The sequence below is a fragment of the Massilia sp. YIM B02769 genome (assembly GCF_030411995.1).
Taxonomy (GTDB): domain Bacteria; phylum Pseudomonadota; class Gammaproteobacteria; order Burkholderiales; family Burkholderiaceae_D; genus Telluria.
Genome location: NZ_JASNRC010000001.1, coordinates 224,436 through 246,761 on the forward strand (window position 1 = coordinate 224,436; position 22,326 = coordinate 246,761).

The window sequence follows — 22,326 nt, forward strand, 5'->3', positions numbered from 1 at the left end:
CACCATGAACGCACCAACCAACACCGTCGCCCTCCACCGTCCAACCGCCGCCATCAAGGAGCGCCCTGATGCGACCTGGCCGCTGGCCGACGTCATGGCCCTGTTCGAACTGCCGTTCAACGATTTGATGTTCCGCGCCCAGCAGGCGCACCGCACCCACTTCCCGGACGGCGACGTCGAACTGGCGACCCTGCTGTCGATCAAGACCGGCGGCTGCGAGGAAGACTGCGGCTACTGCCCGCAGGCCGCGCGCTACGACACCGGCGTCGAAGCCAAGAAGATCCTCGACATCGACACCGTGCTCGACGCCGCGCGCCAGGCGAAAGCCAACGGCGCCACCCGCTTCTGCATGGGCGCCGCCTGGCGCAGCCCGAAGGAGCGCGACATGGATAAAGTGGAAGAGATGGTGCGCGAGGTAAAAGCGCTGGGCATGGAAACCTGCGCCACCCTCGGCATGCTGGAAGAAGGCCAGGCCGAACAGCTGAAGAACGCCGGCCTCGACTTCTACAACCACAACATCGACACCGCGCCTGACTTCTACAACAACGTCATCTCGACCCGCGAATACCAGGACCGCCTCGACACGCTGGGCCGCGTGCGCAACGCCGGCCTGAAGGTCTGCTGCGGCGGCATCGTCGGCATGGGCGAGACGCGCGAGCAGCGCGCCGGCCTGCTGGCCCAGCTGGCCAACCTGAACCCGTACCCGGAATCGGTGCCGGTGAACCACCTGGTGCAGGTGGAAGGCACGCCGCTGCACGGCCTCGACCCGCTCGACCCGCTGGAGTTCGTGCGCACCATCGCGGTGGCCCGCATCATCATGCCGGAAGCGCGCGTGCGCCTGTCGGCTGGCCGCCGTCAATTGGGTGAAGCGGTGCAGGCGATGTGCTTCATGGCCGGCGCCAACTCCATCTTCTACGGCGACAAGCTGCTCACCACCGGCAACCCGGAAGCGGAAGACGACCGCGCGCTGCTGGCCAAGCTGGGCCTCAAAACGCGCTCGGCCACGCTGGAATCGGCGCCGAAGGAAGCCTGCGGCTGCTAAGCGCCACGTCACAACCCGATCAACATAAGAAACGATAAAGCGAGACAAACGCATGTTCACCAAGATCCTCATCGCCAACCGTGGCGAAATCGCCTGCCGTGTCGCCGCCACCGCGCGCCGCATGGGCATCCGCACCGTCGCCGTGTATTCCGAAGCGGACGCCGGGGCCAAGCACGTGGCGGTCTGCGATGAGGCGGTGTTGATCGGGCCGGCGCCGGCCAAGGAAAGCTACCTGCGCGGCGAGAAAATCATCGAGGTCGCGCTGGCCACCGGCGCCCAGGCCATCCACCCGGGCTACGGCTTCCTGTCGGAGAACGCGGCGTTCGCCGAGGCCTGCGAAAAAGCGGGCCTGGTCTTCATTGGCCCGCCGGGTTCCTCGATGCGCGCCATGGGTTCCAAGTCGGCCGCGAAGCAGCTGATGGAAGGCGCGAACGTGCCGCTGGTGCCGGGCTATCACGGCGACAACCAGGACCCCGAGTTCCTGCGCGAGCAGGCCGACCGCATCGGCTATCCGGTGCTGCTGAAAGCCAGCGCCGGCGGCGGCGGCAAGGGCATGCGTGTGGTCGAGCGCAGCGAGGACTTCGTCGCGGCGCTCGGTTCCTGCAAGCGCGAAGCGATCAGCTCCTTCGGCGACGAAAAGGTGCTGGTCGAGAAATACCTGACGCGTCCGCGTCACATCGAAATCCAGGTGTTTGCCGATAAACTCGGCAACTGCGTCTACCTGCACGAGCGCGACTGCTCGGTGCAGCGCCGCCACCAGAAGGTGCTGGAAGAAGCGCCGGCGCCGGGCATGACGCTTGAGCGCCGCGCAGCCATGGGCGACGCGGCGGTGGCTGCCGCGCGCGCGGTCGGCTACGTCGGCGCGGGCACCGTCGAATTCATCGCCAACCAGGACGGTTCGTTCTACTTCATGGAGATGAACACCCGCCTGCAGGTGGAACACCCTGTGACGGAAATGATCACCGGGACCGACCTGGTGGAATGGCAGCTGCGCGTGGCATCCGGCCAGCCGCTGCCGAAACAGCAACACGAACTGGCCATCCACGGCCACGCCATCGAAGCGCGCATCTATGCCGAGAATCCGGAGAAGGGCTTCCTGCCGTCGATCGGCACGCTGCGCCACATGGATACGCCGAACGCCGTCGGCTTCGAGCTGGGCGGCACGGCGGGCGTGGAACCGGCTGCGGTGCGCATCGATTCCGGCGTGCGCGAGGGCGATGCCATTTCCCCGTTCTACGATCCGATGATCGCCAAGCTGATCGTCTGGGGCGTGGACCGCACGCAAGCACTGGCGCGCCTGTCGCAAGCCCTGTCCGAGTTCCAGATCGTCGGGCTGGCGACCAACATCGCCTTCCTGAAGCGCCTGGTCGAGGGCGAAGCCTTCTCAACGGCCGACCTGGACACGGGCCTGATCGAGCGTAACCAGTCCTCGCTGTTCCCGGCGTCGAAAGCAGCGCCAGCCGGCGCGCTGGCGCTGGCGGCAGTGGCGCTGACCGAAGCAGAAAAGAACGGGTCGCGCGGCGCCTCGCGGGTCCAGGCCGACCCATGGGGCCAGGCGCAGGGCTGGCGCCTGAATGGCGACTACCGCCGCTTCCTGTCCTTCACCGACGAGCATGCGGCCGGCCAGGAAGGCGGCGCCTACAACGTCGGCCTGGTGTATCACCCGCAAGGCTGGGAACTCGACATCGAAGGCAACAAGCAGGCGTTGACGCTGCTGGCGCATGAAGGCGCGGCCTATTCGATCCGTCTCGGCGAACAGTCGATGCACGGCAATGTGCGCCGCGACGGCGAGCTGTTCCACGTGTTCACGAATGGCGAGCACCACACGCTGTCTTACCAGGACCCGATGGCCCACGCCGGCGAGGCGGAAGCAGCGGGCGGGCGTCTGACCGCGCCGATGCCGGGCAAGGTGGTGGCCGTGATGGTCGACGCCGGCCAGGAAGTGAAAAAGGGCGAGCCGCTGGTCATCATGGAAGCGATGAAGATGGAGCACACCATCGCCGCGCCTTCCGACGGCCTGGTGGAAGAAGTGCTGTACGCGGTCGGCGACCAGGTGGCGGACGGCGCGCCGCTGCTGGCTTTCAAGGCGGCTTGATATGGTGTCCGCAGTACGCATCCTGCTGTACCGCGGTGATGGACAGACCGGGCCCTGGGCCGAGGATTTCGCACGCCTGCTGCCGGGCGTCGAGACCGTCAGTTGGCGGGAGGGCGAAACGCTGCCCGCCTGCGACTATGCCGTGCTGTGGAATCCGGCGCCAAGCCTGCTGCCGCAGCTGTCACGCGTCAAAGCCATCTTCCTGATGGGCGCCGGCGCCGATGCGGTGCTGAAATTCGGCGCGGCGCTGCCGAACGTCCCGCTGGTACGTCTGGGCGACGCCGGCATGGCGGTGCAGATGGCGGAATACGTGGCGTATGCGACGCTGCGCTACTTCCGCCGCTTCGACGAATACGAGGAGCAGGCGCGCCACGGACTGTGGGCGCCGCTGCCGCCGCATGCGAAGCAAGACTTCACGGTCGGCGTGATGGGCCTCGGCAAACTGGGCCTGCGCGTGGTGGAGACCATCCGCGGCTTCGGCTTTCCGGTGCGCGGCTGGAGCCGCACGGACAAGGACTTGCCCGGGGTGGACTGCTACGCCGGCATGGCATCGCTCGATGAATTTTTAAGCGGCACGCGCGTGCTGGTGTCGCTGCTGCCGCTCACGGCGGAAACGAATAATTTGCTGGACCGCCGGCGCCTGGCCACACTGCCGAAAGGCGCCTACCTGATCAACGTCGCACGCGGCGCCCAGTTGGCCGAGCCGGACCTGCTCACCCTGATCCGCTCCGGCCACATCGCCGGCGCCACGCTCGACGTGTTCCGCAACGAACCGCTGCCGGCGCCGCACCCGTTCTGGGAAGAGCCGCGCATCACGATCACGCCGCACATCTCCGCGCTGACCGTGCGCGAGGATGCCGTGCGCCAGATCATCGATAAAATCGCCGCCTTCGAGGCGGATCAACCGGTCGCGGACATCGTCGACCGCCAACTGGGATACTGACACCATGAACAGCCAAGCCACCCTGCCGAAGAAGGTCAAGATCGTCGAAGTCGGTCCGCGCGACGGCCTGCAGAACGAAAAGGAAACCATCAGCGCCGACGTGAAGATCGAGCTGGTCGACCGTTTGTCGCGCGCCGGTTTCGCGAATGTGGAGGCGGCGTCGTTCGTGTCGCCGAAATGGGTGCCGCAGATGGCCACCAGCACCGAAGTCATGGCCAGGATCGCGCGCCTGCCGGGCACGATCTACTCGGCGCTGACGCCGAACATGCAGGGCTTCGAAGCGGCGCTGGCCGCCAGGGCCGATGAAGTCGTGATCTTCGGCTCGGCCTCGGAAGCCTTCTCGCAAAAGAACATCAACTGCTCGATCGCCGAATCGATCGCCCGCTTCGAGCCGGTGGCCAAGGCCGCCAAGGCCAACGGCATCCGCCTGCGCGGCAGCATCAGCACGGCGTTCGGCTGTCCTTACCAGGGCGAGGTGCCGTTGGAAGCCGTGGCCGACGTGGTGCGCCGCATGCGCGACCTGGGTTGCGACGAGATCGACATCGCCGACACCATCGGCGTCTCGACGCCGCGCAAGACCCAGGACGTGATGCTGGCCGCCGCGCGCGAATTCCCATTGCAGCAGCTGAGCGGGCATTTCCACGATACCTACGGCCAGGCGCTGGCGAATATCTACGCCAGCCTGGAAGTGGGCGTGCAGATTTTCCATTCGTCGGTGTCGGGACTCGGCGGCTGCCCTTACGCGAAAGGCGCGACCGGGAACGTGGCGACCGAGGATGTGGTCTACATGCTCAATGGCCTGGGCATCGAAACCGGGATCGACCTCGACGAGGTGGTGGATGCGGGTCAGTTCATTTCGCAGCAGCTGGGGCGCAAGGGCGCAAGCCGTGTCGGTAATGCCTTGTTGGCGAAGCGGGCGGGCTGAACTGATCGAAACGTCACTCGCGTAGGGTGGACGGGTTTCCCGTCCACGCGTTGATCGTTAGCAGTGAAATCATCCGGCACGAAAACGAAGCCGTCCACCCTACAAAAACAGCCACGTAAACGAAAAAAGCCGACAACTTTCGTTGTCGGCTTCTCTCTTAATACTGGTCGGAGTACAAGGATTCGAACCTTGGACCCTCTGGTCCCAAACCAGATGCGCTACCGGGCTGCGCTACACTCCGAAGACATCAATAATACCCGCCCCCAGCCTTTCGGTCAAGTTGGTGTGGGAAAATAGTTGGAACGAACCGGGTTTTTCACGCAACAGGAGGGAGGATTGTGAATCTGGCACTGACAGGCTTCGACGCCATGACCATGGAAGACCGCCGCCGCATGCAAAGGGTGGGCTTCGGCGTCGTGTTGTCGATCCTGGTGCACACGGCACTGCTGACGGCCTGGCGCGGCGGCAGCCATCCGGCCGACCTGCTTGAACCGCCGCGTTCGATTGCCGTGCGCATCCAACCGCCGCCACCGCCACCGCGTGTCGAGACGCCGGCGCCGGCGCCCGCGCCGTTACCGAAAGCCGAACGTCCCGCGCCTGCGAAAAAACCGAAGACGCCGCGGTCGGTGATTGCCGTCCAGCCCGACACCGACCGCGCACCAACACCCGATCCTTTCGTCGTCGAACAGCCGGAAACGCCGGCGGCGCCAACCGACGCGCCCCATTTCGACCTCGACGCCGCCAAGCGCAGCGCCCGCTCGCTGGCCAACCTGCGCGATCCGGCGAAAGCGGGCACGGCGATTGGTCAATTTCCCGAAAAGCCGTTGGAGACGGAAACCAAAGCCGCACGCCTGATCGGCGCCGCCAAGCGGCGCAATTGCAAGGATGGCGTGCCGGGCGGCTTGCTGGCGCCGCTGTACCTGCTGGCGGACAAGAAGGACAGCGGGTGCAAGTGGTAAGGGTTAATCAGGCGAGTGTTCTACCTGCGTGAACGTCAGTCCGTAATCACCCGCTTCAGCGTCCTCAATTACTGTCACAGTAAAACTACGGTCCGGGAAAACTTCACGCAGGCGCGACCGCCACATCGAGGCCGCAGTGGAAAGAATAACGGCAGCGTGCTGCGGAAAAAAATCGCCATTCGGCGCCTCGAACAACCGGTCGAGTATTACTAGGTTCAACCAATACTCGCGTTCCCGCGGCGCTGGATGCGTTTCCAACAACGTGTCATGGCGCGCAGAGTCGAAGTACGCCGCATGAAAGACCGCACCATTCACCTCGACGAATCGTGGCCATAACAGCTCGGTCAATGCAACGAGAAAATCCGGATGAAGAGGAGTCGTGATAAAAACACCGGCAAGGTAATCGGTCGTACTGAACGTGACCGAGTCATTTACTTTCTGCCACGCCTGGAAATCCGGCATGCATGATGCCGATAACCTTGCGCTGTCGTCTTTCATCGCTTTCTCCCCAGGCTCCGTGTGTCGCGTTACTCGCCCTTGATCTGCAACGCCCGCTCATACAGGGCGTTCTTCTTGCGCCCGGTAATCTGCGCCGCCAGATTGGCTGCCTGCTTCACCGAGCACTCGGTCAGCAGAATGTTCAGGATGCGTTCTGCCTCGGCATCGGCCGCATCGGTCTCGACCGTCGCGCCTTCCACCAGCACCACGAATTCGCCGCGCTCGCGGTGCTGGTCGGCTTTCACCCAGGCCAGCGCCTCGCCCAGCGGGCAGCGGTGCACTTCCTCGAACAACTTGGTCAGCTCGCGCGCAAACACCACCTGGCGCGTCGGCTCGAACACGGCCATCAAGCCTTCCACGCAATCGACGATCCGGTGCGGGGCCTCGTAAATAACCAGCGTGGCCGGCTCGCGCACCAGTTCCTGCAAGGCCGCCTCGCGTTGCTTGGCCTTGGCCGGCAGGAAGCCGACGAAATTGAACCGGTCATTCACCAGCCCGCTGGCCGACAACGCCGTCACCGAGGCCGACGCCCCCGGCAGCGGCAGCACGCGCATTCCGGCTGCGCGCACGGCGTCGACAATGCGCGCGCCCGGATCGGACACGGCCGGGGTGCCGGCATCCGACACCAGCGCCACGCGCTCGCCAGCCTGCAATCTTGCGATCAATTTATCGGCCGCTTCGCGCTCGTTGTGCTGGTGCGCGGCGACCATCTGCTTGTTCAAACCGTAACGGGTGAGCAGGGCGCCGGTTTTGCGCGTATCCTCACAGGCGACCACGTCTGCCAGCGCCAGCAGGTGCAATGCACGCAGGGTGATGTCGGTTGCATTACCGATCGGGGTGGCCACGACGTACAGCGTTGCGGTAGGATAGGACTGCTGAGCAGCCTCGGCCATTACTGGCAGTTTGGCAATGTCGATGGACTGGTTGTCGGTCATGTTGGAGATACGATGCTCGTGAATAATCTGAAAGGCTTGCTTGTTACCGCTGCCGCCATGATGGTGGCCGGCTGCGCCAGCACGCCCCTGCCACCCGATCTGGGATGCGGCGTACCGGGCGGATTGTGCGCGCCCGCAGAGCCAAACACAAGTGCGCCACGCCAGGCGCCCCCTGCCGAACCCACCCCTGCGCCGCGCTCGGAAACCCGCACGATACCGATCGAACTGTATCCACGCGAAGATGGTTCGCAGGCTGCCGTGCCCGGCGCCCAGGCGCGCGTGGCCCTGCTGCTGCCGCTGGAATCGAGCGCGCTGGCCAAGGCCGCCGAAGCCGTGCGCGCCGGATTCATGGCCGGCCACGAGCGCGATGGCGCCGGCATCGAAGTGCAGGTGGTGCCCAGCGGCGACTCCACCGAAGACACGCTGCGCGCCTACACCCGCGCCGCAGAGCAGAACGACATCGTGGTCGGCCCACTGGCGCGCTCGGCGGTTGCCGCCGTGGCGTCCAGCAATGTCGTGACCAAGCCGACGGTGGCCCTGAACCATCCGCAGCTCGACCGCCCGCTGCCGGCGCAGATGCTGGTGATCGGCCTGTCGCTGGAAGAAGAAGCACGCCAGGTGGCCGACTGGGCCGCCCAGGAACAACAGAGCGGCCGCGCCCTCGTGCTCGGCGGCAGCGCCGCCTGGCAGCAACGCGTCGTCGGCGCCTTTACCTCGCACTGGGCGCGCCTGGGCCGCAACAATGCCACGGTCGATTTGCCGGTGCTCGACGGCTACGTCGATGCGAACGCCCTGTCCGACCTGCGCAAGCGCCTGGAAATCGACCGTCCCGACCTGGTCTTCGCGGCACTCGATGCGAATCAATTACGCCAGGTGCGCAGCGCGATCGGCACCTCGCTGCCGACCTACGGCGTGTCGGCCGCCAATCCCGGCCGCACGGCCAGTTCAGCTGGCGGCTGGCCGGAACTCGACGGCGTGCGCATGCTCGACTTGCCGTGGACCATCCAGCCCGAACACCCGCAAGTCATGGTCTACCCGCGCCCGGTGGATGCCGACACCCTCGACATGCAACGCCTGTATGCTCTTGGCATCGACGCCTTCCGCGTGGCGCGCGAAGTGGCCCAGCATCCGGGCAGCGGTTTCGAGCTCGACGGCGTCACCGGCCGCCTGTCGGTGCGCATGAACAATGGCGCATATGCCGTGAAGCGCCAGGAAGCGGCCGCCGTGTACCGCGACGGCCTCGGTTTCGAAGCGGTGGCAACCAGGCCATGACATGCCGGCGCCGCGCCTTTCCCAGAAGCAGACGCAAGGCCGCGACTGGGAACAGACGGCGCTGCGCTACCTGAAACGCCAGGGCCTCTCGTTTATTGAGGCCAATTTCACCTGCAAGGGCGGCGAGATCGACCTGATCATGCGCGATGGCGACACCATCGTCTTCGTCGAAGTGCGCCAGCGTGCCGACAGCAAACACGGCGGCGCCGCCGCCAGCATCACCCCCGCCAAAATCCGCCGCCTGGTGCGCGCCGCCCAAGTCTACCTGCTGCGCTTTCCGCGCCTGCCTCCCTGCCGTTTCGACGTGATCGCCATCGATGGTGAAGAGCTCACGTGGCTGCGCAACGCCATCGAAGCTTAAGCCTGCATGAAATGTAAGCAATTTTAAAAACGGTTTGCTCGTCCCTCCTTGCCACTGCACTATAATCCCCGGCTATGAACACTCAACGCATCCTCGCTCACTTCCAGGAGAGCGCCGATCTCAAACTGAAGTCGGCCGCGGCTCTGTCCTCCCCTATTTCGCAGGCGATTGAACTGATGTTCAGCGCCCTGTCCAACGGCAACAAGATCCTGGCCTGCGGCAATGGCGGTTCCGCCGCCGACTGCCAGCATTTCGCTGCCGAACTCGTTGGCCGCTTCGAGCGCGAGCGCTTCCCGCTGCCCGCCATCTCGCTGACCACCGATACCTCGATCATGACCGCGGTCGCCAACGACTACAGCTTCAACGAGGTGTTCTCGAAGCAGGTGCAGGCCTTCGGCCAGGCCGGCGACATTTTGCTGGCGATCTCGACCTCGGGCAATTCGGCCAACGTGCTGGCCGCCGTCGAAGCGGCGCTCGAGCGCGAGATGCGCGTGGTGGCACTCACCGGCAAGGACGGCGGCGCGCTGGCCAAGCTGCTGACCGATGCCGACGTGCACATCAACGTGCCCCATAGCCGTACCGCGCGCATCCAGGAAGTCCACCTGGTCGCGATCCATTGCATCTGCGACGGCATCGACGTTGCGCTTTTCGGAGGAGACGAGAATGAGTAAGACTGGCCAGGCCCTGAAGGGGTCGTTGACCAAAGTGATGCTGGGCGCCGCCCTGCTGGGCGCGCTGCAAGGCTGCGTGCCGCTGGTCATGGGCGGCGCCGCGCTCGGCGCGGCCGCCACCATGGACCGCCGCACGCTGGGCGCGCAAACCGAGGACAAGTCGATCACGGTGAAAGCCGAAGTGCAGATTCCGAAGATCGTCGGCGATGCCGGCCACGTCAACATTGCCAGTTTTAACCGCAAGGTGCTGCTGACCGGCGAAGTGCGCGACGAGGCCATGAAAGCCAAGGTCGAGGCCGAAGTGCGCCGCATCGAGAACGTAGTGTCGGTTATCAACGAACTGGCGATCGCCGGCCCGTCGAGCTACACCTCGCGTTCCTCGGACGCCCTGATCACGACCAACGTCAAGGCCAGCCTGGTCGAGATGAAAACCATCTCGGCCACCTCGTTCAAGGTGGTCACCGAGCGCGGCACCGTGTACCTGATGGGCCGTGTGACCCAGCGCGAAGGCGACCTGGGCGCGAAGATCGCCCAGAGCGTGTCCGGCGTCCAGCGCGTGGTGAAGATCTTCGAATACATCACCGAAGAAGAACTGCGCACCCAGTATCCGCAATCCTCGACGGTTGCCCTGTAAGGCCATGACCGCCGCCTCCCGCTCCTGGATCAAGCCCGCGGCCGCCGCCGCGGTCGTGCTCGCGCTGGCGGGCATCGGCTACGCTACCTTCTACAGCCGGGAGACGGCGCCCGACGTTACCTTCATCAGCATCGCCGGCGACAAGATCAGCACGCAAAATCTGCGCGGCAAGGTGGTGATGGTGAATTTCTGGGCCACCTCCTGCACCACCTGCGTGCACGAGATGCCGGCGATGGTCGACACCTACAACAAGTTCAAGGGCCAGGGCCTGGAATTCGTGGCCGTGGCCATGCAGTACGACCCGCCGAACTACGTCGTCAACTTCACCGAAACGCGCAAGCTGCCCTTCATCGTCGCCCTCGATTCCGGCGGCGACATCGCCAGGTCCTTTGGCGACGTGACGCTGACGCCGACCACCTTTGTCATCGGCAAGGATGGCGCCGTGCTCAAGCGCTATGTGGGCGAGCCGGACTTCACCCAGCTGCACGCCCTGCTGCAAAAGGCGCTGGCCGCCGGTTGAACCGCGCAAGGCGGCCGTGCTCGCCTTGCCGCGTGTTGTCTCCCTGAGTAAACTGGTGCTTTGGACGCTTTGGAGCGGCTAACAAAACCTCCATGGCTGCGTTGCATCGTCTCGCCGTACATCTGTACTGTCTTCGACGACGCGCCTTGCCCTGAAGATTTTGTTAGTCGCTCTTATGCGCCAATGCCACAGCACGCCTGACTTAGCGCAAGCCTGGGGCATCTGAATCGTCCAAGCTTGATGCGGTCGCTGAGCCGATATCTGTGCTCATGCTCGCAAAGGAGATGCAATGGCTCATTTACTTCGCAGGATAGCCTGCACGGCTGCGCTGTGTGCGCTGGCCGGCTGCGCGGGCCAAGCGCGCAAGGCCGATGCCGTCCTGCACTATCAGCACGTGGCCAATGTGCACGAAATCCGCTTCACCAATCCGATTGCCCTGTCGGCCGCGCTATACCGCGTGGGTTACCTGACGCCGGTCGACTCGGAAGGTTTCTGGGCAATTTTTTTGCTGTGTAATGTCGACGTCGCCGCACATGCAGGGCGCGGCTTTCGCTACAACGTCGAGCATTTCCGCGTGTCGCACGGCGGGCGCGAGTTCGGCGGCTTGCCGCCCTACAGCCTGCGCTACCAGGGCCAGGCCGACCTGAACAACGAGGGCGACAGGCACCCGATCCTCGATGCGATTGCCGCCGAAATCCAGGAAGGGCCACCGGCCCAGATCTTCCACAGCGGCTTTTATGCCGACCTGAACTACCGCTTCGCCGTGTTCATCCCGAAAGCCCTGGATGGCTATGCGGGCGAGCAATTGCAGCTCAGTTACAAGGGCCAGCCGGCCATCCTGGTCGGCAACGGCAAGTCGCCTTCGGACTTGCCGGCTGTCGGCGGCACGGCGGCCGGGGTGGCCGCGGCCTGCCTGCCCGATTAGATCAGGCTTTCGGATACAGGATCATCTGGGTGCAGCGGAACAGGGCGATGGTCTTGCCGTTCGCTTCGTCCGTCACCGTCACGTCCCACACCTGCGTGGTGCGGCCCAGGTGGGCCGGCGTGGCGACGGCTGCGATCGCGCCGTCGCGCGCGGTGCCGAGGTGGTTGGATTTCAGTTCGATAGTGGTGAAGCTGTGCGCGCCTTCGGGCAGGTGGGCCATGCAGGCGTAGCCGGCGGCGGTGTCGGCCAGGGTCACCACGCTGCCGGCGTGCAGGTAGCCGTTCGGCGCCAGCAGTTGCTGGCGCACCGGCAGGCGGGCGGCCACGCGGCCTTCGGCGATTTCCAGGATTTCGATGCCCAGGTAACCGGGCAGGGTGTTGGCGCCGCGTTCGTTGAAGACGTCGGGGGTGAGCTGGTTGTTCATGTGTTGGTGTGACAGTTGAGAATTCGTCATCGTACACTGCGCGTCAGGCCTGCGGCGGAAACCGTACGGTGGGCACCCCGTGCCCACGCGGAACGTCGCACGGTGTTGGCTGCGTTTGGATGTTGTGGTCTGCTCTGAGATGCGGCGTCACGATGCAGCCCACGCGGCTCCAACAACGCCAACGTTATGCAGGCTTCCGCGTGGGCACAGGGTGCCCACCGTACGGTTGAGTTTGCATTCGAAATGAGCGCTGCCGCTGTTCCAGTTATCAAGCCCGGCGCTTCTGCTTGCCGCCGCCCCCACCCGCATGCCGCTTGCGTGTCGCCGAATTCTGCTGCTGCAGCATCGCATCGACCCGTTCCGCCGCTTCGCGCGCCAGCTTTTGCGCTTCCTCGATGCTGGGGAAAAAGTCCGGCTGGCGGTAGCCCAGCCAGGCATAGGCCGAGTACATGCGGCAGGTGTCCTCGACTTCCTGCAGGTTCATGTAGAACAGTTCCTGGGTATGCGGCTGCAGCTTGCAGATCTTCTTTTTCGCCAGCGACAGCGACCAGTGTTCCCAGGCGCTTTGCAGCACCGGCACCCGGGTCGAGATCGGCACCAGCGACAGCATGAATTTCTCGGCCACCGACAAGGGCAGGGTGTCGAGCCATTCGGCACGCTCGTTCTGCTCTTCCGTAATGCGCGGATAGAAAAAGCCGTCCGGCACGTCGATGTTGTGGACAAAGCGCTTCAGCAGTTTCACCAGCGAGGTTTCACCCGTCACCGACGAGATGCGGTGCAATTGCTCCAGCGATGGCGCCACTGCGAAACCGCTGGCCGGCACCGGCGGGATCTTTTCCTTCATCAGCGCACGCATCACTTCGTGGGTGTCGTCGTCGTAGCCGGCAACGAAACCTTCCTCGTGCACGCCATAGCGTCCGGCACGCCCGGCGATCTGCTTGGCCAGCGCTGCCGAAATCTCTTCTTCCTCGTAGCCGTTGTATTTCACGGCAGTGGTCATCACGATGCGCGCGATCGGCATGTTCAGGCCCATGGCGAGCGCGTCGGTACCGACCACGATGTCGGCCTGCCCCTCGCGGAAACGCTCGGCCTGGGCGCGCCGCACTTCCGGCGACAAATTGCCGTAGACGGTGGCCACCGACAGGCCCTTCTCGGTGATCATGTCGCGCCACATCAGCACGTCGCGCCGCGAAAAGGCGATCACGGCGTCGCCGCGGCGCAGGTTGCCGAGTTTGCGCACCGGCGACGGTTCCATCGCCAGCGGCGCCATGCGCTTCAGCACGTGCACCTCCAGAGGCACTTCCAGCCGCTCGACCAGCGCCTCGATGGCGCGCCGCGCTTCCGGCGCCCCGACCAGGTAGACGGTATGCGCCGGCGCCCCGCAGACGGCTGCGGTCCAGGCGGCGCCACGGTCGCGGTCGGCCAGCATCTGGATTTCGTCGATCACGGCCACTTCGACCACCTTTTTCGTATCCAGCATCTCGACCGTGCTGGCAACGTGGGTGCTGCCTTCGGCGATGCGGCGCTCTTCGCCGGTGACCAGGCTCACCTTCAACGCCTCGCCATGCGGACGGGCGGCCTGCAGGCGCTCGTAGTTTTCCAGCGCCAGCAAACGCAGCGGCGCCAGATAGACGCCGCTGGCGGCCTTGGCCAGCGCCTCCATCGCGCGGTGGGTCTTGCCGGAGTTGGTCGGACCGAGCAGGGCGATGAACTTGCGCGGCATGCGGCTGGCGACCTCGAAGGATTCCGGGTATTCGGCCAGGTTGATGCTTTCCTTGGTGCGGGCGGCGTGGCGTTCTTCCTGCTCGCGCTCGATGGCGTGTTCGACGCGCTGGCGGATGCGCTCGAACACGTATTCGGCCGGCTCCGAGGTTTCCAGTTCTTCGAGCACGCCGAGGAAGACGCGCGGGTCGAAACCGGCGTCGTCGGCCTGTTCGGCGATCTCGGCCACGAATTCCTCGGCGTCCATCTGGAGTTCGGCCAGGGCCTTGTCGCCGGTGCGTTCCTCGATCAGGTCGCGCCGCGCCAGCGGGTCCATCTTGCGCCACTTGCTCGGTTTGGCCAGCACGCCGCGCGCCGGCACCAGGGCGTAGCGCACGCGCAGGCCATGGTATTTGACTTCGCCGGAAAAGCGCAGGAAGACGCGGCCTTCCATCTTGACCAGCTCGATGCCGCGCTCGGCCAGCTTCAGGTCCTGGACCAGGAAGGCGTCGTCGCCGCTGTCGGCATCGTTGTCGGAGTAATCGTTACGGAAATTGCTCATTTGTAAAGAAGGGCGATGTCTGGTTGCTATCACTATATCGCGGATGCCGCAGGCGTCCCGTTCAGGAAACCCGCATGGCCTGCCGGTTTGCGGACACGCTGCAGTCAAATGTGTTGCAGCAGGTCCAAATATTTGACCAGTTCACATTTACGTGCAGAATGTTATTTTCCTATAAGAAATTTTCAACTATAGTCTAGCGCTTTAGACCCGCCGTATTCCCGTTCGCCGTTCCCCACGGCCCGAAGGACCGCCCCAACATGAAAAATAACCGGATCGGCCTTATCCTCGTCGTCTCCTCGCTGGCCGTGATCGCGCTGGTCGTCACCCTGCTGCTGAAGCGCCAGCATACCGAGCAGGCCGAACAGGTGCGCGTGCAGGGCCTGGGCACGGTGCGCTCGCTGGCTGCGCTGCCGGCAAGCGTCCTGCTGCCTGCGCCGGGCCAGCCGGGCGTGCTCGCTTCGCTGCTGGCCGGACGCGACAACCCCGACTTCGCCTACGCCGCCATCACGGGCGAAGACGGCCGCAACCTGGCCGAAGTGGCCAGCCCCGGCGCCATCGTGCCGCCGGCCGCGCCGCTGGCCCTGGCCAGTTTCGACGAACGCAGCGTCGCCCCCGGCCAGAATGCGCGCGCGATCCGCGAATTCCGCGGCCCGCTGGCCAGCGCCGACGCCAGGCTGCAGCTGCGCATCGGCTACTTCGCGCCGCACGGCCTGCTCGACCTGAAGGACTTGCCCTTCTACGCCCTGATCGCGCTGGCCGTGTTCCTGCTGGTGCCGCTCATCTACATCGTGATCAAGCGCGAGATGGCGCCGCTGGCCGCCCTCGGCGAACAGCTCAAGACGCTTGGCGCGGCCCAGGCCCAGCCCGTACAGGAATTCGACGCCGGCCAGGACGTGCGCGGCCTTGCCGGCAAGTTGAACCGCTACCTCGACCACACCAGCGCGCGCATCCGCGAACTGGAACAGGACAGCATCGCCAGCATGGCCAGCGGCCGCCTGCTCGAATACGGCAGCAACAAGATGCAGGCGGTGCTGCAATGCCTGCCCGACGGCCTGCTGGTGCTCGATCCGGCCGGCGAGGTGACCTTCGCCACCGGGAAGATCGAACCCCTGCTCGGCGTGCCGGTGGCCGAGGTACTGTCGCAACCAGTCGAAGCCTGGTGCCGCGACCCGGAACTGCGCGCAATGCTGGCGCGCTTCCGCGGCGCCGGACAGGACGCGCGCAGCCAGATGACCATCGAATTCAATCCGCTCGGGGTGCCGGGCAAGCGCCTGTGGGCCACGGCCCAGGCCCTGACCGGCCACTCGATGGCCTACGGCACCCTGGTGGTGCTGCGCGACGCCACCCGCGAACACCTGGCGCGCCAGGCCGGCAACGACTTCGTCGCCCACGTCGCACACGAACTCAAGTCGCCGCTGAACGTGATCGGCATGTACGGCGAGATGCTGGCCGACGTCGGCATCGACGACCCGGCGGTGCGCGTGGAAGCGATCAATGTGATCCAGGATGAAGTGGAACGCATGGTCTCGCTGGTGAACAACCTGCTCAACGTGAGCAAGCTGGAAATGGGCAGCATGCGTCCCGAGCGCCACCGCGTGAAGCTCGACGATCTGCTGCGCGACGCCTGGCAGCAGGCCCGTTCGCGCGCCGAAGCGAAGAACATCCGCCTCGACTTGCAGGTAGCACGCGACCTGGCGGCGGTCTCGGTCGACAAGGACATGTTCCGCATCGCCCTGAACAATTTGCTGAACAACGCGATCAAGTACAACACGGCCGGCGGTACGGTCACGCTGGCCGCCGAGGAAGGCGACAGCGATGTGACCATCGCGGTGCGCGACAGCGGCATCGGCATGACGCCGGAAGACCGCGAGCGCGTGACCGAGAAATTCTTCCGTGTACGCGAGACCGGTGACGAGCAGCGCGGCGGCCATGGCCTCGGTCTCTACCTCAGCAACCAGATCGTCGAACTGCATCACGGGCGCCTGACCATCGAAAGCGAACTCGGACACGGCAGCGTGTTCTCCATCCACCTGAAGAAAATGCCGGCGCTGGCCGAAGGAGGCCAGGTCTTATGAAAAAATCGATCCTGCTGGTCGACGACGAGCCGCACGTGATCCGCGTGCTGCGTTTGATGCTGGAGCGCGAAGGCTACGAGGTAGCCAGCGCCAACGACGGCAACGAGGCGCTGGAAAAAATGGCGGCGCGCCGGCCCGACGTGATGGTGAGCGACATCCAGATGGCCGGCATGGACGGCCGCGAACTGTGCCGCACCGTGCGTGCGCGCTACCCGGACGAGACCTTTCCGATCTTCGTGATGACCTCGATGACGGCGTCCGAGGAACGCGCCTGGGTGCGCGAACTGGCGCAGGTCGAATTCCTCGAAAAGCCGCTCAGCCCGCGCCAGCTGATCGCACGCCTGACCACCTACTTTGCCAACGCGGCCACGCAGGAGAACCCGCATGCATGATGCCTTGAACGACCTCGACTTTTCGCGCCATGCGCGCTGGCTGCGCCGCACCACCGGCGTCGACTACGACTTCGCGGTCTGCGCGCCCGATGCGTCGGTATGCTGGCAGCAGCAGGCGGGCAGCGACATCGGCGCCTGGATTGCAGCGCGCATCGCCGCCGGCTTTGCCTGGGCCCAGGACGGCGACGGCATGCAGCGCCACGACCACCAGGCCGCCAGCCTGCTCTACATGGCCATGCACGGCAAGACCGGCCTGCTCGGCTACCTGGTGGTGCGCGTCGCGACGCCTGACGCTGCACCGACAGCCTGGGATGCGCTGGCCGAAACCTTCGAGGACATCGGCGCCGGCATCGCCGACGAAGTCGCCGCCAAGCGCGAACTCGATTCGATGGCGCTGGAACTGTCCGAGCGCTACGAAGAGCTGCACCTGGTGTATGCCATCGACAAGACCGTGCAGCAGCTCGAACCCGGCGCGGACCTGTTCCAGCGCCTGCTGCAAAGCTGGGCCGAGCACATGGACGCCGACGTCGCCGCTTTCGTGAAGCCGGGCGAAAACCTGTGCGTGCACGCGACCAATCTGTCGGCGCCGATCCACAACCTCGACCTGGTGCTGGTCGAGATGCGCGGCGACTTGTACCGCTTTACGCATTCGGCGCGCGCCCCGATCGTCATCAACGACGTGAACGACCCGCGCCGCGCCTACATCTTCACCGACCTGCCTTTTAAACTGCTGTGCTGCCCGGTGATCCACGACCGCAGCGTGGTGGCGATCCTGGTGCTGGCGAACCACCTGGCAAAACCGGACTTCTCGAACAGCGACCGCAAGCTCGGCGAGCTGCTGGCCAACCAATTGTCCGGCCTGTCGAAGATGTACGGCATGCTGGCCGAGACCCAGAAGTTCAACGACCAGATGGCGAACGCCCTGATCGAGGCGGTGGAAGCGAAGGACCCGTACACGCGCGGCCACTCCGAGCGCGTGCACTACATCACCATGGAAATCGGCAAGGCGATGAACCTCGGGTCGCGCGACACCGACGATTTGTTCTGGGGTTCGCTGCTGCACGACGTCGGCAAGATCGGCATCCCCGATGCGGTGCTGTGCAAACCAGGCCGCCTGACCGCCGACGAGTTCACCTTCATCAAGGTCCACCCCGAGCGCAGCTACGAGATCCTGCGCCACATCGACCGCCTGAAGGGCGCGGTGCCGGGCGCACGCCACCACCAGGAAAAGTACGACGGCACCGGCTACCCGCATGGCCTGAAGGGCAACGACATCCCGCTGCATGCGCGCATCATCGCCGTGGCCGACACCTACGACTCGATCACCAGCTCGCGCGCCTACCGCGCCGGCCGCAGCCACGAGGTGGCGATGGCGGAGATCGCACGTGTGGCCGGCAGCCAGCTCGACCCGGCCATCATCAAGGTGTTCGAGGAAGTCTGCGCGGCCGAACCGGAGTGGATCGCGCGCTTCAACATCGCACGTGATGTTCCACTGCGGCCCCAGCAGGCGGCATAAGGCATGAGCGACGCCGTCACCCGCAGCCGCATCGGCTCGATGACTTACCTGGCGCCGTCGATGGCGCTGGTGGCCGCCGACGCCGTCGATGCGGTGGACAACGCGATTGGCGAATGCATCGCCCAGCACCAGGTCAGCATCGTGCTCGACCTGGGCAAGGTGCCGCTGCTGTCGGGCCGCGCGCTGGAAATGATGACGCGCGCCGCGAACCGCCTCGGCAGCCTGGGTGGCTGGCTGAAGCTGGCTTATCCGAGCCCGCTGCTGCTCGATATCCTGAACGTCACCGGCGTCTCCGAAAAGGTGGCGCTGTACGACGCGCCCCAGGCGCCGGCGAAACCACCGCGCGGCGCCGGCCAGCCGAAGCTGGGCGACATCCTGGTCGAGCGCGGCATCGTGACCGCCGCCCAGGTGGCGGAGGCGGCGCGCCTGCAGGAACAGACCGGCAAGCGCATGGGCCTGATCATGGTGGAGAAGAAGTGGCTGTCGGAGGCGGCCCTGTTCCAGGCCCTGGCCGAGCAGCTCGACTTGCCTTTCGTGAGCTTGCGCGCCGGCCTGTACGACCCGGTGGCCGTCTCCCTGCTGGAACGCGACGTGGCAAAACGCCTGAACGTGATCCCGCTGTTCGTGGTCGAGAACACGCTGACCCTCGCCACCGGCGAGCCGCAGGCGGTGCACAGCATCGACGAGATCCGCGCCCGCACCGGATGCCGCATCCGCGTGGCGATGGCGCCGCCGGCGGACGTCAACCGCGTGCGCGACGATGCCTACGGCGGCACCATGCCGGATTTTATTCACAGCGAAGCGAACGACCTGGAGCTGGTGGACAGCCAGATCCCGGACGACTACACGCAGATCGACCAGATGGCCGGCGCCAGCCCCGTCATCAACATGGTCAACGCCGTGATCCAGCGCGCCATCCACGACAACGCCAGCGATATCCACATCGAGATCTCGCGCAACAAGTCGCGCATCCGCCTGCGCATCGACGGCATCCTGTACGAGGTGATGTCGCCGCGCGTCGAGCTGCATCCGGCGATCGTCTCGCGCCTGAAAGTGATGGCGCATCTCGACATTGCCGAACGGCGCCTGCCGCAGGATGGCCGCATCCAGGTCATGACGCAAGGCCGCACGGTCGACCTGCGCTTCTCTTCGCTGCCCGGCATCTACGGCGAAAAGGTGGTGCTGCGCGTGCTCGATAAAAACCAGTCGATCCTGGATGTGGACAAGCTGGGCATGGAGCGCGGCACGGTCGACACCTTCAAGCGCCTGCTCGGGCGCAGCCACGGACTGATCCTGGTCACCGGTCCCACCGGCAGCGGCAAGACGACCTCGCTGTACGCCGCGATCAACTACCTCAAGAGCATCGAGAAGAACATCGTCACGATCGAGGACCCGGTCGAGTACCAGCTGGACATCATCAACCAGAACCAGGTGAACGATGCGATCGGACTGACCTTCCCGAAGATCCTGAAGCACGTGCTGCGCCAGGACCCGGACATCATCATGGTCGGCGAGATCCGCGACCGCCAGACCGCCGAGATCGCGGTGCAGGCGGCGCTGACCGGCCACCTGGTGCTGACCACCCTGCACACCAACGACACCCTGGGTGCGGTGGCGCGCCTGGTGGAGATGGGCGTCGAGCCGTATTTGCTGTCGTCGGCGCTGATCGGCGTGATGGCGCAGCGCCTGGTGCGCCGCATCTGCCCGGCCTGCAGGACCGGCTACCTGGTGCCGCCCGGCGCCGCGCTGGCCTACGGCTGGAAGGGCCAGGGCAACCTCAAGCTGCAAAAGGGGCGCGGCTGCCCGTCGTGCTATGACTCGGGCTACAAGGGGCGCCTCGGCATCTACGAACTGCTGGAAGTGGGTTCCGACCTGCAGCGCATGATCGTGGCGAACGCCAGCAAGGATGCGCTGGCCCAGCACGTGGCCGGCAAGGGCCACCGCGACTTGTACGCCGACGGCATGGAGCGCGCATTCGGCGGCGACACCACGCCCGAGGAAATCGCGCGCGTCGTGCATTCGCTGTAAGGAGTACAAGGCATGGCAATCGAATGGGATGACACGCAGGCTGCGGCCGCGCCGGCAAAGCCCGTGGCGAAAAAGGCCGCCTTTGCCTTCGGGCGCGACGCGCGCATCGGCAGCGCCGACCGCATGCTGTTCACCGAACGCCTGGTGCTGCTGCTGGAAACCGGCGTCGCCCTGCACGACGCCCTGCGCGCGCTGCACGAGCAGAGCGACAAGCCGCGCCTGAAGGCGATCATCGGCGAGGTGGCGGACGACATCGTCGGCGGCCAGCGCTTTTCCGAGGCATTGGCCAAGCACCCGGAGCTGTTCCCGTCCACCTACATCAATCTGATCGGCGCCAGCGAGACCGGCGGCTTCCTGCCCGAGGTGCTGGCCCAGCTGGTCGACATGGACGAAAAACAGGAAAGGCTGCGCAGCACCATCGTCTCGGCGCTGTCCTATCCCGGTTTCCTGATCGTGTTTTCGATACTTGTGGTTGTCTTTATCCTGATGGTCGTGTTCCCGAAATTCTCGGTGATGTTTACCTCGATCTACGACGAGCTGCCGTTCACGACCAAGTTCTTCATCGGCGCCAGCAAGCTGCTGACCGAGCACGGCACCGTCTTTTTCTCGGGCGTGCTGGGCCTGGCCGGCGCCGCGCTGCTGGCTCTGCGCCGTCCCGACGTGCGCGCCTGGCTGGACCGCGCCAAGCTGCGCCTGCCCCTCGTGAAGGACATCTTCATCAAGATCTACCTGGTGCGCCTGATGCGCGTGATGGGCATTTCGCTGGAACGCGGCGTGACCATCCTCGACACCCTCGGCGCCTGCCGCAACGTGATCCCGAACGCCGAGTTCCAGCGCTTCCTGGGCGAACTCGAAACCCAGGTGACCGAAGGGCGGGGCATCGCCGCCGGCTTTCGCGAAAGCCCGCTGATCCCGGTGAGCGTGAAGCAGATGATCGATACCGGCGAAGCCACGGGCGCTCTGGGCAAGGTCATGGGACGTGTCGCCGACTTCTACGAACGCGACCTGACGCGCCAGCTGAACGCACTGGCGAAGATGGCCGAGCCGGTGATGCTGATGGTGATGGGCGTACTGGTTGGGACGATTGTGACCTCGATCATCCTGCCGATTTTCAAAATGTCACGCGCGATTCACTAAAAAAGCAACAATGTGCAAAAGTTGATGCGTTGTGGCAATTAAAATGCTGGTCGTTCATGTTACTCTTCGTTGCTACCTGTTAAGAATTTGCCGTAAAGCAAACCCAACTTAACCCTTTCACTTATCAAGATGACCACTACACTCCGCCACCACGCCGCCAAAGGCTTCACGCTCATCGAGCTCCTGATCGTCGTGATCATCATCGCCATCCTGGCGGCGATTGCGATTCCGCAGTTTTCGAATACCTCGAACGATGCCCAGGAAGCCGCGCTCGACGCCAACCTGGCCACCGTGCGTTCGGCGATCGAGCTGTACCGCGTACAGCACAACAACCGTTATCCGAGTATTGCCGTGTCGAGCGGCGGCGGAGCAGCATGCACGGGCGCCAGTGGCGTAGTAGGCACCGGCGATGTCAATTCCGAACTCGCGTTTCGCGAGCAGCTGACGAACTTCTCGAACCGTGATGGCCAAACCTGCAGCGTTGCTGCGCCGGGTTTCATTTACGGTCCTTACTTGCGCGCCCTGCCGGCCGAGCCGATCTCGAACAGCGCTGCGACTGCCGTCATCACCGCCGCGAACGCCGCCGAACCGGCTGCCGTGACCCCGGGCTGGCGCTTCAACAACGCGACCGGTAAGTTCCAGGCCAACAGCAACGCTCCAGGCCGCGACACCAACCGCCTGCTGTCCGCGCACTAACCCCTCCGCCCGGCT

The 22,326-nt window shown here is 65.1% G+C and carries 21 protein-coding genes and 1 tRNA gene; 17 read left to right on the plus strand and 5 right to left on the minus strand.

What is annotated here, in order from left to right; all coding sequences use genetic code 11:
* Window positions 1–4 precede the first annotated feature (4 nt).
* The 4 genes from bioB to QPK31_RS01040 are packed head-to-tail and all read left to right on the plus strand — an operon-like array spanning window position 5 to window position 5,005.
* Entirely contained in the window at window positions 5–1,042 is a 1,038-nt protein-coding gene (gene bioB / locus QPK31_RS01025; RefSeq protein WP_290421082.1) for a biotin synthase BioB, read from the plus strand.
* Window positions 1,043–1,094: 52 nt separating this feature from the next.
* Window positions 1,095–3,137 (plus strand): acetyl/propionyl/methylcrotonyl-CoA carboxylase subunit alpha, encoded by a 2,043-nt coding sequence (locus QPK31_RS01030; RefSeq protein ID WP_290421083.1) that lies wholly within the window; start codon window positions 1,095–1,097, stop codon window positions 3,135–3,137.
* 1 nt (window position 3,138) lies between these two features.
* On the plus strand, window positions 3,139–4,080 hold the full coding sequence (locus QPK31_RS01035) for a glyoxylate/hydroxypyruvate reductase A (protein WP_290421084.1): 942 nt from the start codon (window positions 3,139–3,141) through the stop codon (window positions 4,078–4,080).
* A 4-nt stretch (window positions 4,081–4,084) separates the two neighbouring features.
* Complete coding sequence (locus QPK31_RS01040; protein ID WP_290421085.1) at window positions 4,085–5,005, plus strand: hydroxymethylglutaryl-CoA lyase; 921 nt, start codon at window positions 4,085–4,087, stop codon at window positions 5,003–5,005.
* Window positions 5,006–5,169: 164 nt separating this feature from the next.
* On the opposite strand, the gene QPK31_RS01045 is transcribed toward QPK31_RS01040, so the two are convergent.
* Window positions 5,170–5,246 (minus strand) — tRNA-Pro (locus QPK31_RS01045).
* A 97-nt stretch (window positions 5,247–5,343) separates the two neighbouring features.
* Here QPK31_RS01045 and QPK31_RS01050 point away from each other — a divergent pair.
* The gene (locus QPK31_RS01050; RefSeq protein ID WP_290421086.1) at window positions 5,344–5,964 is read left to right on the plus strand and encodes a hypothetical protein; all 621 of its coding nucleotides are present in this window, start codon (window positions 5,344–5,346) and stop codon (window positions 5,962–5,964) included.
* A 3-nt stretch (window positions 5,965–5,967) separates the two neighbouring features.
* Here the strand turns inward: QPK31_RS01050 and QPK31_RS01055 are convergent, their stop codons facing one another.
* The gene (locus tag QPK31_RS01055) at window positions 5,968–6,462 is read right to left on the minus strand and encodes a hypothetical protein (RefSeq protein WP_290421087.1); all 495 of its coding nucleotides are present in this window, start codon (window positions 6,460–6,462) and stop codon (window positions 5,968–5,970) included.
* Between the two features lie 29 nt (window positions 6,463–6,491).
* Window positions 6,492–7,397: a 16S rRNA (cytidine(1402)-2'-O)-methyltransferase gene (gene rsmI / locus QPK31_RS01060; RefSeq protein ID WP_290421088.1), complete on the minus strand. Its 906-nt coding sequence runs from the start codon at window positions 7,395–7,397 to the stop codon at window positions 6,492–6,494.
* A gap of 12 nt (window positions 7,398–7,409) precedes the next feature.
* Between rsmI and QPK31_RS01065 the strand changes: the two genes are divergently transcribed.
* From QPK31_RS01065 to QPK31_RS01090, 6 genes are all read left to right on the plus strand, one after another.
* The gene (locus tag QPK31_RS01065; RefSeq protein WP_290421089.1) at window positions 7,410–8,669 is read left to right on the plus strand and encodes a penicillin-binding protein activator; all 1,260 of its coding nucleotides are present in this window, start codon (window positions 7,410–7,412) and stop codon (window positions 8,667–8,669) included.
* A 1-nt stretch (window position 8,670) separates the two neighbouring features.
* Entirely contained in the window at window positions 8,671–9,030 is a 360-nt protein-coding gene (locus tag QPK31_RS01070; RefSeq protein ID WP_290421090.1) for a YraN family protein, read from the plus strand.
* A gap of 74 nt (window positions 9,031–9,104) precedes the next feature.
* Entirely contained in the window at window positions 9,105–9,701 is a 597-nt protein-coding gene (locus tag QPK31_RS01075) for a phosphoheptose isomerase (RefSeq protein ID WP_290421091.1), read from the plus strand.
* Window positions 9,694–10,335: a BON domain-containing protein gene (locus QPK31_RS01080; protein ID WP_290421092.1), complete on the plus strand. Its 642-nt coding sequence runs from the start codon at window positions 9,694–9,696 to the stop codon at window positions 10,333–10,335. The genes QPK31_RS01075 and QPK31_RS01080 overlap by 8 nt, the downstream gene beginning before the upstream one ends.
* Before the next feature lie 4 nt (window positions 10,336–10,339).
* Complete coding sequence (locus tag QPK31_RS01085; protein ID WP_290421093.1) at window positions 10,340–10,855, plus strand: peroxiredoxin; 516 nt, start codon at window positions 10,340–10,342, stop codon at window positions 10,853–10,855.
* 289 nt (window positions 10,856–11,144) lie between these two features.
* Window positions 11,145–11,780 (plus strand): hypothetical protein, encoded by a 636-nt coding sequence (locus QPK31_RS01090; protein WP_290421094.1) that lies wholly within the window; start codon window positions 11,145–11,147, stop codon window positions 11,778–11,780.
* A gap of 1 nt (window position 11,781) precedes the next feature.
* Here the strand turns inward: QPK31_RS01090 and QPK31_RS01095 are convergent, their stop codons facing one another.
* Together QPK31_RS01095 and QPK31_RS01100 are read right to left on the minus strand one after the other, a co-directional pair.
* The gene (locus tag QPK31_RS01095; protein ID WP_290421095.1) at window positions 11,782–12,204 is read right to left on the minus strand and encodes a PaaI family thioesterase; all 423 of its coding nucleotides are present in this window, start codon (window positions 12,202–12,204) and stop codon (window positions 11,782–11,784) included.
* 268 nt (window positions 12,205–12,472) lie between these two features.
* Entirely contained in the window at window positions 12,473–14,467 is a 1,995-nt protein-coding gene (locus QPK31_RS01100; protein ID WP_290421096.1) for a helicase-related protein, read from the minus strand.
* Window positions 14,468–14,724: 257 nt separating this feature from the next.
* Here QPK31_RS01100 and QPK31_RS01105 point away from each other — a divergent pair, with 257 nt between their 5' ends.
* The 6 genes from QPK31_RS01105 (at window position 14,725) to QPK31_RS01130 (ending at window position 22,311) form a co-directional block, all read left to right on the plus strand.
* Complete coding sequence (locus tag QPK31_RS01105; protein WP_290421097.1) at window positions 14,725–16,542, plus strand: ATP-binding protein; 1,818 nt, start codon at window positions 14,725–14,727, stop codon at window positions 16,540–16,542.
* The gene (locus QPK31_RS01110; protein ID WP_290421098.1) at window positions 16,539–16,934 is read left to right on the plus strand and encodes a response regulator; all 396 of its coding nucleotides are present in this window, start codon (window positions 16,539–16,541) and stop codon (window positions 16,932–16,934) included. Before QPK31_RS01105 ends, QPK31_RS01110 begins: the two co-directional genes overlap by 4 nt.
* Complete coding sequence (locus tag QPK31_RS01115; RefSeq protein ID WP_290421099.1) at window positions 16,927–18,450, plus strand: HD domain-containing phosphohydrolase; 1,524 nt, start codon at window positions 16,927–16,929, stop codon at window positions 18,448–18,450. The genes QPK31_RS01110 and QPK31_RS01115 overlap by 8 nt, the downstream gene beginning before the upstream one ends.
* A 3-nt stretch (window positions 18,451–18,453) precedes the next feature.
* Window positions 18,454–20,478, plus strand: a complete 2,025-nt coding sequence (locus QPK31_RS01120; protein WP_290421100.1) for an ATPase, T2SS/T4P/T4SS family — start codon at window positions 18,454–18,456, stop codon at window positions 20,476–20,478.
* 12 nt (window positions 20,479–20,490) lie between these two features.
* Window positions 20,491–21,615: a type II secretion system F family protein gene (locus QPK31_RS01125; RefSeq protein ID WP_290421101.1), complete on the plus strand. Its 1,125-nt coding sequence runs from the start codon at window positions 20,491–20,493 to the stop codon at window positions 21,613–21,615.
* A 129-nt stretch (window positions 21,616–21,744) separates the two neighbouring features.
* Window positions 21,745–22,311 (plus strand): prepilin-type N-terminal cleavage/methylation domain-containing protein, encoded by a 567-nt coding sequence (locus tag QPK31_RS01130; protein WP_290421102.1) that lies wholly within the window; start codon window positions 21,745–21,747, stop codon window positions 22,309–22,311.
* The last annotated feature ends 15 nt before the right edge of the window (window positions 22,312–22,326 follow it).

Bases quoted from the DNA above. Each gene is read 5' to 3' on its own strand.
- QPK31_RS01105 (WP_290421097.1), top strand. From the start codon at position 14,725: ATGAAAAATAACCGGATCGGCCTTATCCTCGTCGTCTCCTCGCTGGCC.
- rsmI (WP_290421088.1), bottom strand. From the start codon at position 7,397: ATGACCGACAACCAGTCCATCGACATTGCCAAACTGCCAGTAATGGCC.
- QPK31_RS01070 (WP_290421090.1), top strand. From the start codon at position 8,671: ATGCCGGCGCCGCGCCTTTCCCAGAAGCAGACGCAAGGCCGCGACTGG.
- QPK31_RS01065 (WP_290421089.1), top strand. From the start codon at position 7,410: ATGCTCGTGAATAATCTGAAAGGCTTGCTTGTTACCGCTGCCGCCATG.
- QPK31_RS01110 (WP_290421098.1), top strand. From the start codon at position 16,539: ATGAAAAAATCGATCCTGCTGGTCGACGACGAGCCGCACGTGATCCGC.
- QPK31_RS01055 (WP_290421087.1), bottom strand. From the start codon at position 6,462: ATGAAAGACGACAGCGCAAGGTTATCGGCATCATGCATGCCGGATTTC.
- QPK31_RS01095 (WP_290421095.1), bottom strand. From the start codon at position 12,204: ATGAACAACCAGCTCACCCCCGACGTCTTCAACGAACGCGGCGCCAAC.
- QPK31_RS01125 (WP_290421101.1), top strand. From the start codon at position 20,491: ATGGCAATCGAATGGGATGACACGCAGGCTGCGGCCGCGCCGGCAAAG.
- QPK31_RS01085 (WP_290421093.1), top strand. From the start codon at position 10,340: ATGACCGCCGCCTCCCGCTCCTGGATCAAGCCCGCGGCCGCCGCCGCG.
- bioB (WP_290421082.1), top strand. From the start codon at position 5: ATGAACGCACCAACCAACACCGTCGCCCTCCACCGTCCAACCGCCGCC.
- QPK31_RS01120 (WP_290421100.1), top strand. From the start codon at position 18,454: ATGAGCGACGCCGTCACCCGCAGCCGCATCGGCTCGATGACTTACCTG.
- QPK31_RS01080 (WP_290421092.1), top strand. From the start codon at position 9,694: ATGAGTAAGACTGGCCAGGCCCTGAAGGGGTCGTTGACCAAAGTGATG.
- QPK31_RS01035 (WP_290421084.1), top strand. From the start codon at position 3,139: ATGGTGTCCGCAGTACGCATCCTGCTGTACCGCGGTGATGGACAGACC.
- QPK31_RS01075 (WP_290421091.1), top strand. From the start codon at position 9,105: ATGAACACTCAACGCATCCTCGCTCACTTCCAGGAGAGCGCCGATCTC.
- QPK31_RS01115 (WP_290421099.1), top strand. From the start codon at position 16,927: ATGCATGATGCCTTGAACGACCTCGACTTTTCGCGCCATGCGCGCTGG.
- QPK31_RS01030 (WP_290421083.1), top strand. From the start codon at position 1,095: ATGTTCACCAAGATCCTCATCGCCAACCGTGGCGAAATCGCCTGCCGT.
- QPK31_RS01130 (WP_290421102.1), top strand. From the start codon at position 21,745: ATGACCACTACACTCCGCCACCACGCCGCCAAAGGCTTCACGCTCATC.
- QPK31_RS01090 (WP_290421094.1), top strand. From the start codon at position 11,145: ATGGCTCATTTACTTCGCAGGATAGCCTGCACGGCTGCGCTGTGTGCG.
- QPK31_RS01040 (WP_290421085.1), top strand. From the start codon at position 4,085: ATGAACAGCCAAGCCACCCTGCCGAAGAAGGTCAAGATCGTCGAAGTC.
- QPK31_RS01100 (WP_290421096.1), bottom strand. From the start codon at position 14,467: ATGAGCAATTTCCGTAACGATTACTCCGACAACGATGCCGACAGCGGC.